Origin of the sequence: Azoarcus sp. DN11 (assembly GCF_003628555.1) — a bacterium.
In the GTDB taxonomy this organism is placed as follows: Bacteria; Pseudomonadota; Gammaproteobacteria; order Burkholderiales; family Rhodocyclaceae; genus Aromatoleum.
Window position 1 is genome coordinate 1,231,305 of sequence record NZ_CP021731.1, and the last position, 12,893, is coordinate 1,244,197.

A 12,893-nucleotide genomic window follows, 5' to 3' on the forward strand; every position below is an offset into this window, starting at 1 on the left:
ACAAGTCAAACGGGAGGCCGTGGCCTCCCGTTTTCTTTGGTTCATCGCGTTTTTCCGGGGAAGGCGGCCTTGATCTTCAGGAAGAAATAGGCTGAGTCGCGGAACCCGTAGGCCATGCGCTTGATGACCTTGATGCGGTTATTGACGCCTTCGAGGACGCTGGTGTTGAGCGGGAAGATGGCTGAGGCGAGAATGCCTCGTAGGTACTTGCGCAGCCGTTTGGCGAAGGCGATGGCCGGCGCGATCCCGCTGTCGATGGCCAAGCGATACCAGTGCTTCCATCTTCGTGCCCCTTCTCGCACGGTCGGGGCGAACCAGACTTCCTTGATGGCCGTCTTGAGAAGATAGACAGTGGCCAGTGGCGCGTTGGCCGCCAGCAACTCGTCAAGCTTGACCGCCTGCTCGTTGCCGAGGTTGTCGCGGTTACGCAGCAACAGCCAGCGAGAGCGCTTGATCACCTGACGCTGTGCCGGCGCGCTGCGCAAGGCGTTGGCCTGATCGACCCGCACCCGATCGACCACTTCCCGACCGAAGCGCGCGACGACGTGAAACAGGTCATAGACTACTTCTGCGTTCGGACAATGGGCTCGCACCTCCAGATCGAAGGCGGTGTTCATGTCCATCGCGACGGCTTCGATGTGTTGGCAGCCTTCTTCGCCGAGCAGTTCGAAGAATGGTCGGATCGCCTCGCGACTGTTGCCTTCTCCGACCCACAGCACCCGCATGCGTTCAGCATCCATGATCACCGTCGCGTAGCGGTGTCCCTTGTGCAGGGCGAACTCATCCATCACCAGCCGACGCACCCCCTGGGCCTCGAAATCGCCGTACCGGGCCTGCAGGCGTCGCTGGTCGATGCGCTTGATGGTGTGCCAGTGCAAACCGGTCAGTTCGGCAACATGGGCAATCGGCAGCATCTGTACGAGCGCCTGGACCCAGGCTCGCAGTCGGTGCGTGATGCGCTCGCCCGCATCGAGCCAGCTCAGCCGCTCGGCCGCACGCGCGCCGCACTGATAGCAGTCGAGCCGCCGGATCGGCACGTCCAGCCAGACCCGTCGGTCAAACCAGTCTCGGTCGCGCACCCGGCGCCGCCGTCGCTCATGAATCAGGACGCACTCACTGGCGCAACGCCCGCATCGGGGACGGTAAGAGGGGACTTCAGAAAGGGACAGAAGCAGCGAACCGTCGGTTCGCTCCTGGGATGAATCGACGACATGGCCTTCCCAGAAGACCAGGCCCAACATAGCATCTCGCATGACGGGGAAGAGGAAGGGGATCGGTTTGTTTGGCGACTGCCAATCTACCAACCTCCGACCCGTCAACCTCTACTTTCCCCAGATCGCGCGAAGAACCTTTTCTTTTGCGTGCGCTCCACCGCGCAGCTCAGTTGGCGCGCGCGACCGTCGTGCGGTTGAGCAGAGCGAGCCGCTCGAGCAGAGGGGTGGTTTCGCGACGGAAGGCCGCGAGTGCATTGCCGGCAAGTGGCTGGGTCGTCGGTAGGGCGATTTTCATCGGATCGCGCGCAACACCGTCGACTCGGATCTCGAAATGCAGGTGCGCGCCTGTCGCCCAGCCGGTCGATCCCACGTAGCCGATCACATCACCCTGGCGCACGCGCTGCCCCTTGCGCAGGCCGTGTGCGAATCCGTTCAAGTGCGCGTACGCGCTCTCGTAGCCATCTCGGTGCTGGATCACGATGATGTTGCCGTATCCGTTCTGGCCGCCCGCGAACTCCACGATCCCGTTCGACGCAGCCTTGACCGGGGTGCCCGTGGCTGCGGCGAAATCCGTGCCCTTGTGCTCCTTCCAGCGCTTGTGGATCGGGTGCATGCGTCCTCCGAAGTTGGAGGAAATGCGCGAGAATTCCAGTGGATAGCGCAGGAATGCCTGGCTCAGGCCGCGTCCTTCCGGCGTGAAATAGGTGTCTGCACCGTCGTCGTCGCGGTGCAGCACGACGGCGTAGCGCTTGCCGTCGTTGACAAACTCGGCAGCCAGGATGCGTCCGGCACGAACCCGGGTGCCCTGTTCGTGCATCGATTCGTAGACGACGCTGAAGCGGTCGCCACGCCGCAAGTCGCTGCTGAAGTCGATCTCGGTGCCAAAAATCTCCGCCAGCTTCGTCGCGATGCTGTCCGGGATGCCCGCGGCATCGGTTGCGCCAAACAGGGTCTGGCGGATCGTTCCCGAGCGCATCTCGATCGTGACATTCGAATCCGCCGCTTCAGCGGTCTGGGTCTTGATTCCACTGACGGTCCGCTCGATCGTGAATCGTGCGTCGCCGCCGGCGATCGGGAGGCTGAGGGAGGCGAGGGTGCCGTCGGAACGTACCACTGCGAGCACGGACCGACCAGCCCGCAATTGCCGCTGTGCCTGCAGCCCTTGCGGTTGGTTCAGGTAATCAAGGACTTCCTGGTCGTTCGCGCCGATGCGGTGAAAGATTGCCTGTATCGTGTCGCCTGGCAGCACGCGCTCGTCAAAGACGAACGGCAGGTCCGACTCGGCTGGCGCCACCGCAATCGGCCCCAGGCGTTCGGTGACCGATTCGGTAACGATCGGCGCCTCCGTCCCCCCTAGGGGGACCGCCGTGGCGGCAACGACGCCGAGTAGCGATGTGCCGATCAAAGCGCCGAGGATCCACCGCCTGCGTCCAGTGGGGAGATGGCCCCCTTGTTCGGCTAGAATCGTAACTTTTCGTGCCTGCATGGGATTTTCGGACAAAAAAACTTTCGCGAGTGTAGCAAAGTTTTTCGCCGCCCCGTTGAATGGAGAATTGCATGACTGACGTACAGGGCGCCCTCGAGCTGATCAAACGAGGCGTCGATGAGTTGCTGATAGAGTCCGAGCTCGCCGAGAAGCTCAAGTCCGGGCGCCCGCTCAGGGTGAAAGCGGGCTTCGACCCTACCGCGCCGGACCTGCACCTCGGCCACACGGTTCTGATCAACAAGATGCGTCATTTCCAGGAATTGGGTCATCAGGTGATGTTCCTGATCGGGGACTTCACCGGGATGATTGGCGACCCCTCGGGAAAGAACGCCACGCGTCCGCCGCTCTCTCGCGAGCAGATCATGGAGAACGCGCGCACGTACCAGGACCAGGTGTTCAAGATTCTTGATCCGGAGAAGACTCAGATCTGCTTCAACTCGGCCTGGATGGAGTCGCTCGGGTCCGCCGGCATGATCCGCCTCGCCTCTCGCAGCACGGTCGCACGCATGCTCGAACGTGACGATTTTGCCAAACGCTATGCGGCAAACCAGCCGATCTCCATTCACGAATTCCTGTACCCCCTCTGCCAAGGCTATGACTCCGTGGCGATGCGCGCCGACATCGAGCTCGGCGGGACGGACCAGAAGTTCAACCTGCTGATGGGCCGCGAGTTGCAGAAGCACGATGGGCAGGCGCCGCAATGCGTCCTGATGATGCCGCTCCTTGAAGGATTGGACGGCGTGAACAAGATGTCCAAGTCGCTCGGCAACTACATCGGCATTGCCGAAGGGCCGCGTGAGATCTTCGGAAAGCTGATGTCGATCTCCGACGACCTGATGTGGCGTTACTACGAGCTCCTCTCGTTCCGCTCGATCAGCGAGATCGCCGGACTCCGCCGCGAAGCCGAATCGGGTCGCAATCCGCGGGACATCAAGGTGATGCTGGCGATGGAGCTTGTCGCGCGCTTCCATGACGCCCAGGCGGCGGAAGCGGCCAGGACGGAATTCGAAGCGCGCTTCCAGCGCGGAGTGCTCCCCGACGACATGCCCGAGGTGAATGTTGCGGTGGGTGCTGAGGGCATGCCCGTGTTTCAGGTGATCAAGCAGGCGGGTCTGACGGGCACCACGTCCGAAGCGATGCGGATGATCGACCAGGGCGCCGTGCGTCTCGACGGCGAGCGCGTCGAGGACAAGGGTCTTGTCCTGCATTCCGGGCGGACCGTTGTCCTGCAGGTTGGCAAGCGAAAATTCGCGAGCGTGCGCCTGGGGTGAGCATCAGAGGGGCCTGGGCCCAGGATGGACGGTTAACGTGAACGCATGCAAAGGTGACGTGTAAAATGATGTAACTCGACTTGATGCGCTTCGGGCGGTGAAGGTCGTTCGCGCCGGTTCCGGGCGGAGACCACCCTGCCGGCGCAGGCGCTTCGGTGAGCCCGTGCTTTGAGGTAGGGTTTCGCGATCATGACGTTTCGATCACTGTTCGGCGTGGACAGCACGTTCAGGCCCGGTGTCCTGGGGGTGATCGCATTGGTGGTCGCGCTCGCGGTCACCGGGATGCTTATCGCGCAGTCGGAGCGTGAGGAGCTACGCATCCGGCGGGCCGAGTTGGCCGATCAGAGCGGCGACAAGGCGCATGAGATCGAGAACGCGATCCGGCATGGCCTCGCTGCGACCTATGCGTTGGCGGCCTTGGTCCGGCAGGGGCATGGCGTCGTGCCCGATTTCGATGCCGTGGCGACCGAAATGCTCCGCTATTACCCCGGCGCCGATTCGTTGCAGCTGGCGCCGGGCGGAGTCATTCGGCAGATCGTTCCATTTGCGGAGAATGCGCGCGCGATGGGGCATGATCTCCTCGCGGATCCGGCGCGCAACAAGGAAGCATTCCTGGCCAGGGATACCGGCGAGCTGACGCTTGCGGGACCCTTCCCGCTGATGCAGGGAGGGATAGGCGCGGCGGGCCGGTTGCCGGTATTTCTGGACGACGAGAACGGGCGGCCGCGGTTCTGGGGGTTTGCCACCGTTCTCATCCGCTTTCCGCAAATCCTCGCTAAAGCGCAACTACCCCAACTGGCGAAGCGCGGCTTGCACTATGAGCTTTGGCGCCTTCATCCGGATACGGGCCTCAGGCAGATCATCGCCGCATCATCCGACGTGCCCCTCGTCGATCCGGTCGATCGGAGCATCATGATGCCCAACGGCGCGTGGACGCTCAGTGTCGCCCCGATCGACGGATGGACCGACAAACCCGGTCTCGTCCTCAAGCTGCTGCTCGGGCTCATCTTCAGTTCGCTCCTCGGATGGCTCGCGAAACAGATGGGCGAGCTGCGGCTTCATCGGCACAGACTTCAGGCGCTGGTCGACGAGCGAACTACCGCCTTGGCAGCGCGCGAATCCAAACTGGGTGCATTGATCGGCTCCCTGCCGGATCAGTTGTTCGTAATGGATGACGCCGGCCGGATCGTCGAAGTCCATTCGCCGGATGCGGCCTTGTTGCCGCGCGACTCTGCGGACATCCTGGGGCGCTCGTACGACGACGTGTTTCCCCTGCCGGTCGCCGACGGGATCCGGACTGCGCTCATGGCCATCCGCGGTGACGCACGGCGGCGCGAATTCGAATATGCGCTCGAGCTTCCTGTCGGGCGCAGACAGTTCAGCGCGTCGATGAGCCAGTTGTCCGGCGGGGACGGCCGGACGGCAGGTTTCATTGCGCTCGTGCGGGACGTCTCCGAGCGGGAGCTGGCGGAAGAAAAGATGCGCGAGGCAACGGTGGTTTTCGACGCCTCCAGCCAAGGCATCATGACCGCCGACGCCAATGGGATCATCACGTCGGTGAACCCCGCTTTTTGCAGCATCACGGGCTATTCGGCCGCGGACGTCATCGGCAACACTCCGGCGATGTTCAAGTCGGGGCGGCATGACGAAGCGTTCTACGAGAACATGTGGTCGACGCTCGAGAAGGTCGGCCGCTGGGAGGGGGAAATCTGGAATCGGCGCAAGGCCGGGGATATCTATCCTCAGTGGCTGACGATATCGGCTGTGCGAGACGAGGCGGGCCGGTTGATCAAGTACGTATCCATTTTCAGCGATATGACGCGGCGCAAGCAGCGCGAAGAAGTGATCTGGCGGCAGGCCAACTTCGACGTGCTCACCGGGCTCGCCAATCGCAACCTCCTCAACGACCGCTTGGACCGGGCGCTGGTGCATAGCCATCGGACCGGCAAGAAGGCGGGGTTGATCTTTCTCGACCTCGACGGTTTCAAGTGGATCAACGACACCCTCGGCCACGATGTCGGGGACGAGATGCTCATCGAGGTCGCGGCGCGGTTGAAGGAGTGTGTCCGCCACCAGGATACGGTTGCTCGACTCGGGGGGGATGAATTCACCCTTGTCGTCGATGACATTGAAGATGTCGACGATCTGCAGATCGTTGGAGACAAGGTGCTGCGGATAATTCGCGAACCCTTCCTGCTTGCAGGTGCGAACCGCTACGTGACCGGCAGCCTTGGCATCACTGTGTTCCCTGACGACGGCGATGACGTGCAGACCTTGCTGCGTAACGCGGACATCGCGATGTACAAATCCAAGCAATTGGGCAAGAACCGTTGCCAGTTCTATTCGCAGGACATGCAGGAGGCTGCCCGTGTTCGCGTGCAGTTGGAGGCAGAGCTGCGGATCGCAATCGAGCGCAAGGAGTTCGTGCTCTTCTATCAGCCGATCATCGATGCGGAGCGCGGTCGTGTAAGTGGTGCCGAAGCGCTTCTGCGCTGGCGTCATCCGTCGCGCGGGATCGTGGCGCCGGACGAATTCATCACGATCGCCGAGGACACCGGCCTGATTGTTCCGATCGGCGAGTGGGTGCTGAACGAAGCCCTGCGCCAGGCAAATGCGTGGCGCATTCGCGGCCTGCCACCGCTGCGCGTCGCGGTGAATGTGTCGGGCGTTCAGTTCAGGGAGCAAGGTCTGGTGGAAATGATCACCCAGGCAAGCCGTACCCCGGGCTTCGACGAGATCACGCTCGTCCTCGAGATCACAGAGTCTGTCCTCATGCAGAGCAGCGATGTCACCGAAGCGCGCATGCGCGAAATCGGCCTGTTCGGCATCGAATACTCGCTCGACGACTTCGGTACCGGCTATTCGTCGCTCTCATACCTCAAGCGTTTTCCGGTCGGTCACGTGAAGATCGACCGCAGCTTCGTCAGCGATTGCCCTGACGACAGGAACGACGTACTGCTGGTCGAGGCAATCATCAACATGGCACACAGCCTCGGGCTCAAGGTAACGGCAGAAGGCGTCGAAACGGAAAGGCAGCGCGCCTTCCTTCGGGCGCGTAGCTGCGATTACCTTCAGGGGTATCTCATCAGTGAGCCCCTTCCGGCCGTGGATTTCGAGCGGTTTGTGTTCAGGAACGGTTCGCCGCACTGACTGGCGCGCGTGACCCCGCAAGGTTATCGCCGGCCGGCGCCATGATTGACGGCGCTGCACATCGACTTTGCGTGATGGCGCCGGTTCCCGAAGCGCTTGACGGTTTTTCTGAGGTGTATATAATTCGCGCCTCTTCAGCGCTGCGGCGGATTTCGGCGGCGGCGGTGGGGCAGGAAAGAGGTGGTCAGGGCGGCGGCGGGTTTAAAAAAGTTTGCTGCGATGCTTGACGAAGTTGAGGTAGTTTGTCAGAATCTCTTTCTCGCTGCTTCTGCAGCGGTTCTTTAAAAAATTGGACAACCGATAAGTGTGGGTGCTTGGTTGGCGCGGCTGAGAACTGCTTCGGCGGTTTTAATGTTGCAAAGATTGAGTGCTCAGATGTAAGTCAGTAATGATTTCTTTGAGTGCTTTGTTGGATTGAACTTAAGAGTTTGATCCTGGCTCAGATTGAACGCTGGCGGCATGCTTTACACATGCAAGTCGAACGGCAGCGGGGGCTTCGGCCTGCCGGCGAGTGGCGAACGGGTGAGTAATGCATCGGAACGTGCCCAGTCATGGGGGATAACTACGCGAAAGCGTAGCTAATACCGCATACGCCCTGAGGGGGAAAGCGGGGGATCGCAAGACCTCGCGTGATTGGAGCGGCCGATGTCGGATTAGCTAGTTGGTGGGGTAAAGGCCTACCAAGGCGACGATCCGTAGCGGGTCTGAGAGGATGATCCGCCACACTGGGACTGAGACACGGCCCAGACTCCTACGGGAGGCAGCAGTGGGGAATTTTGGACAATGGGGGCAACCCTGATCCAGCCATGCCGCGTGAGTGAAGAAGGCCTTCGGGTTGTAAAGCTCTTTCAGACGGAAAGAAAACGCTTCCCCTAATACGGGAGGTGGATGACGGTACTGTCAGAAGAAGCACCGGCTAACTACGTGCCAGCAGCCGCGGTAATACGTAGGGTGCGAGCGTTAATCGGAATTACTGGGCGTAAAGCGTGCGCAGGCGGTTGTGTAAGACAGGTGTGAAATCCCCGGGCTTAACCTGGGAACTGCGCTTGTGACTGCACGGCTAGAGTACGGCAGAGGGGGGTGGAATTCCACGTGTAGCAGTGAAATGCGTAGATATGTGGAGGAACACCGATGGCGAAGGCAGCCCCCTGGGCCGATACTGACGCTCATGCACGAAAGCGTGGGGAGCAAACAGGATTAGATACCCTGGTAGTCCACGCCCTAAACGATGTCGACTAGTCGTTCGGAGAGGTAACTCACTGAGTGACGCAGCTAACGCGTGAAGTCGACCGCCTGGGGAGTACGGCCGCAAGGTTAAAACTCAAAGGAATTGACGGGGACCCGCACAAGCGGTGGATGATGTGGATTAATTCGATGCAACGCGAAAAACCTTACCTACCCTTGACATGCCTGGAATCCTTCAGAGATGCGGGAGTGCCTTCGGGAGCCAGGACACAGGTGCTGCATGGCTGTCGTCAGCTCGTGTCGTGAGATGTTGGGTTAAGTCCCGCAACGAGCGCAACCCTTGTCGCTAATTGCCATCATTAAGTTGGGCACTTTAGCGAGACTGCCGGTGACAAACCGGAGGAAGGTGGGGATGACGTCAAGTCCTCATGGCCCTTATGGGTAGGGCTTCACACGTCATACAATGGTCGGTACAGAGGGCTGCCAAAGCGCGAGCTGGAGCCAATCCCTTAAAGCCGATCGTAGTCCGGATCGTAGTCTGCAACTCGACTACGTGAAGTCGGAATCGCTAGTAATCGCAGATCAGCATGCTGCGGTGAATACGTTCCCGGGTCTTGTACACACCGCCCGTCACACCATGGGAGTGGGTTTCACCAGAAGTAGGTAGCTTAACCTTCGGGAGGGCGCTTACCACGGTGAGATTCATGACTGGGGTGAAGTCGTAACAAGGTAGCCGTATCGGAAGGTGCGGCTGGATCACCTCCTTTCAAGAGACAGGCCGTGTTGGCCGAGTATCCACAACTTATCGGTTGTTCAGGCAAGAGCCTCGAGTTTGACGAGAGGGTCTGTAGCTCAGCTGGTTAGAGCACCGTCTTGATAAGGCGGGGGTCGTTGGTTCGAACCCAACCAGACCCACCACCGAGACGAGAGGGGGATTAGCTCAGCTGGGAGAGCACCTGCTTTGCAAGCAGGGGGTCGTCGGTTCGATCCCGTCATCCTCCACCACCCGTTGGATGGGCTCGGCTAGGTGGCTCGACGAAGGGTTAAGCCGTGTGCACGGGATGTGTGCAGGGCTTAGGCCTTGGTGCCAGTGTTCTTTAACAAAGTGGAAGAAGTAAAGTGTGCGGCAGCCGGTCGAAAGGCGGGTTGCTGCATGGGTTGGTGTGATTGCATTTTTGCGTTCATCGGCGCTTTGAACCAGCGGCCGGTGGATGCGCACAAGCGTGAGTTCGTCTGTAGCGGTTGAACCCTGGCGACAGGGTCCAGCGTTATAGGATCAAGCGACTAAGTGCATGTGGTGGATGCCTTGGCGATCACAGGCGATGAAGGACGTGCAAGCCTGCGAAAAGCGGGGGGGAGCTGGCAATGGAGCTTTGATCCCCCGATGTCCGAATGGGGAAACCCACTCCTTCGGGAGTATCCCGCGCTGAATACATAGGCGTGTGGAAGCGAACGCGGCGAACTGAAACATCTAAGTAGCCGCAGGAACAGAAATCAACCGAGATTCCCCAAGTAGTGGCGAGCGAACGGGGAAGAGCCTGCACGACTAAACCATCGATTTAGCAGAACGGTCTGGAAAGTCCGACAATACAGGGTGATAGTCCCGTATGCGAAAAATGGGTGGCGGGTCTGAGCGTGCGACAAGTAGGGCGGGACACGTGTAATCCTGTCTGAAGATGGGGGGACCATCCTCCAAGGCTAAATACTCGTGATCGACCGATAGTGAACCAGTACCGTGAGGGAAAGGCGAAAAGAACCCCGGGAGGGGAGTGAAATAGATCCTGAAACCGCATGCATACAAACAGTGGGAGCCTCGCAAGGGGTGACTGCGTACCTTTTGTATAATGGGTCAGCGACTTACGTTCAGTAGCGAGCTTAACCGAATAGGGGAGGCGTAGGGAAACCGAGTCTGATAAGGGCGACATAGTTGCTGGGCGTAGACCCGAAACCGGATGATCTATCCATGGCCAGGATGAAGGTGCCGTAACAGGTACTGGAGGTCCGAACCCACTAATGTTGAAAAATTAGGGGATGAGCTGTGGATAGGGGTGAAAGGCTAAACAAATCCGGAAATAGCTGGTTCTCCCCGAAAACTATTTAGGTAGTGCGTCGTACGGACACTTGCGGGGGTAGAGCACTGTAATCGTTGGGGGGGTCACTGCGATCTACCCCGCGATAGCAAACTCCGAATACCGCAAAGTGATATACGGCAGACAGTCCTGGGGTGCTAACGTCCTGGGACAAGAGGGAAACAACCCAGACCGCCAGCTAAGGTCCCAAATACATGGCTAAGTGGGAAACGAAGTGGGAAGGCATAGACAGCTAGGAGGTTGGCTTAGAAGCAGCCACCCTTTAAAGAAAGCGTAATAGCTCACTAGTCGAGTCGTCCTGCGCGGAAGATGTAACGGGGCTCAAGCCATGAACCGAAGCTGCGGATCTCGCAAGAGATGGTAGGGGAGCGTTCCGTAAGCCTGCGAAGGTGTCTCGAGAGGGATGCTGGAGGTATCGGAAGTGCGAATGCTGACATGAGTAGCGATAAAGGGTGTGAAAAGCACCCTCGCCGAAAGCCCAAGGTTTCCTGCGCAACGTTCATCGACGCAGGGTGAGTCGGCCCCTAAGGCGAGGCAGAAATGCGTAGTCGATGGGAAACAGGTCAATATTCCTGTACCGATTTTAGATGCGATGGGGGGACGGAGAAGGTTAGGTCAGCCGGGTGTTGGACGTCCCGGTTTAAGCGTGTAGGCGTGCCCCGTAGGCAAATCCGCGGGGCTGAGCCAAGGCGTGATGACGAGGTCTCTTTGAGACCGAAGTGATTGATACCATGCTTCCAGGAAAAGCCTCTAAGCTTCAGTCTAAGATCGACCGTACCGCAAACCGACACAGGTGGGCAGGATGAAAATTCTAAGGCGCTTGAGAGAACTCAGGAGAAGGAACTCGGCAAATTGATACCGTAACTTCGGGAGAAGGTATGCCCCAGTAGCTTGTAGGAGTACATCCGAAGGGCGAAGGGGCCGCAGAGAATCGGTGGCTGCGACTGTTTATTAAAAACACAGCACTCTGCAAACACGAAAGTGGACGTATAGGGTGTGACGCCTGCCCGGTGCCGGAAGGTTAAGTGATGGGGTGCAAGCTCTTGATCGAAGCCCCGGTAAACGGCGGCCGTAACTATAACGGTCCTAAGGTAGCGAAATTCCTTGTCGGGTAAGTTCCGACCTGCACGAATGGCGTAACGATGGCCACACTGTCTCCTCCTGAGACTCAGCGAAGTTGAAATGTTTGTGAAGATGCAATCTCCCCGCGGCTAGACGGAAAGACCCCATGAACCTTTACTGTAGCTTTGCATTGGACTTTGACGGGACTTGTGTAGGATAGGTGGGAGGCTTTGAAGCGGTGACGCCAGTCGCCGTGGAGCCAACCTTGAAATACCACCCTGGTGTCGTTGAGGTTCTAACCTGGGCCCGTGAATCCGGGTCGGGGACCGTGCATGGCAGGCAGTTTGACTGGGGCGGTCTCCTCCCAAAAGGTAACGGAGGAGTACGAAGGTCGCCTAGGTACGGTCGGACATCGTACTGATAGTGCAATGGCAAAAGGCGGCTTGACTGCGAGACCAACATGTCGAGCAGGTGCGAAAGCAGGTCATAGTGATCCGGTGGTTCTGTATGGAAGGGCCATCGCTCAACGGATAAAAGGTACTCTGGGGATAACAGGCTGATTCCGCCCAAGAGTTCACATCGACGGCGGAGTTTGGCACCTCGATGTCGGCTCATCACATCCTGGGGCTGTAGCCGGTCCCAAGGGTATGGCTGTTCGCCATTTAAAGTGGTACGTGAGCTGGGTTTAAAACGTCGTGAGACAGTTTGGTCCCTATCTGCCGTGGGCGCTGGAAGTTTGAGAGGACCTGCTCCTAGTACGAGAGGACCGGAGTGGACGTACCCCTGGTGTACCGGTTGTGACGCCAGTCGCATCGCCGGGTAGCTAAGTACGGAAGAGATAACCGCTGAAAGCATCTAAGCGGGAAACTCGCCTCAAGATGAGACTTCCCCGGGGCCTCGAGCCCCCTGAAGGGTCGTTGAAGACCACAACGTTGATAGGTCGGGTGTGGAAGCGCAGTAATGCGTTAAGCTAACCGATACTAATTGCCCGTGAGGCTTGATCCTATAACCCTGGATCGCTCAACAAACTCACACACAACGCATCACACCAACAAACCAACACTTTACTTCCCCCCTTTGTTACCCCTTACAGTCTGACGACCATAGCGTCCCGGAACCACTCCTTCCCATCCCGAACAGGACAGTGAAACAGGATCGCGCCGATGATAGTGCTCTACGTGAGTGCGAAAGTAGGTCATCGTCAGACTACCCCAATCAAAAAAGCCGCTCTCCTAAACCAGGATGAGCGGCTTTTTTACGTCAACGCGCCGCTCGTTCATCTGCGGCGGGAGATCGCGTGAAATCTTTACCCGAGGTGTGCTGAGCGTGGACTTTAGTCCGTTGGCAGCCGGATGGGGTCTTCGTTCGGGGGCGCCGGCAAACTGTCACATGATCGACATGGCTGGAAAGCGGTTGAAGGTTTATAACGTAGATC

General features: G+C 59.1%; 5 protein-coding genes, 2 tRNA genes and 3 rRNA genes. 8 read left to right on the forward strand and 2 right to left on the reverse strand.

Going from position 1 to position 12,893, the window contains the following annotated elements; genetic code table 11:
- Window positions 1-41 precede the first annotated feature (41 nt).
- The gene (locus tag CDA09_RS05570) at window positions 42-1,253 is read right to left on the reverse strand and encodes an ISL3 family transposase (protein ID WP_121427713.1); all 1,212 of its coding nucleotides are present in this window, start codon (window positions 1,251-1,253) and stop codon (window positions 42-44) included.
- 127 nt (window positions 1,254-1,380) lie between these two features.
- Complete coding sequence (locus CDA09_RS05575) at window positions 1,381-2,700, reverse strand: M23 family metallopeptidase (protein ID WP_121427714.1); 1,320 nt, start codon at window positions 2,698-2,700, stop codon at window positions 1,381-1,383.
- Window positions 2,701-2,771: 71 nt separating this feature from the next.
- On the opposite strand from CDA09_RS05575, the gene tyrS reads away from it, so the two are divergent.
- The 8 genes from tyrS to rrf all read left to right on the forward strand — a co-directional run bounded on the left by tyrS (window position 2,772) and on the right by rrf (window position 12,665).
- The gene (gene tyrS / locus CDA09_RS05580) at window positions 2,772-3,971 is read left to right on the forward strand and encodes a tyrosine--tRNA ligase (protein WP_121427715.1); all 1,200 of its coding nucleotides are present in this window, start codon (window positions 2,772-2,774) and stop codon (window positions 3,969-3,971) included.
- Between the two features lie 189 nt (window positions 3,972-4,160).
- On the forward strand, window positions 4,161-7,121 hold the full coding sequence (locus CDA09_RS05585) for a bifunctional diguanylate cyclase/phosphodiesterase (RefSeq protein WP_121427716.1): 2,961 nt from the start codon (window positions 4,161-4,163) through the stop codon (window positions 7,119-7,121).
- A 41-nt stretch (window positions 7,122-7,162) separates the two neighbouring features.
- Entirely contained in the window at window positions 7,163-7,348 is a 186-nt protein-coding gene (locus CDA09_RS23105) for a hypothetical protein (RefSeq protein WP_128106532.1), read from the forward strand.
- 189 nt (window positions 7,349-7,537) lie between these two features.
- Window positions 7,538-9,073 (forward strand): 16S ribosomal RNA (locus CDA09_RS05590).
- Between the two features lie 74 nt (window positions 9,074-9,147).
- Window positions 9,148-9,224, forward strand: a tRNA-Ile gene (locus CDA09_RS05595).
- Window positions 9,225-9,235: 11 nt separating this feature from the next.
- Window positions 9,236-9,311 (forward strand) — tRNA-Ala (locus tag CDA09_RS05600).
- A 269-nt stretch (window positions 9,312-9,580) separates the two neighbouring features.
- A 23S ribosomal RNA gene (locus CDA09_RS05605) occupies window positions 9,581-12,463 on the forward strand.
- Window positions 12,464-12,551: 88 nt separating this feature from the next.
- Window positions 12,552-12,665 (forward strand): 5S ribosomal RNA (gene rrf / locus CDA09_RS05610).
- The 16S, 23S and 5S rRNA genes sit together here with 2 tRNA genes alongside, the layout of an rRNA operon.
- Window positions 12,666-12,893 lie beyond the last annotated feature (228 nt).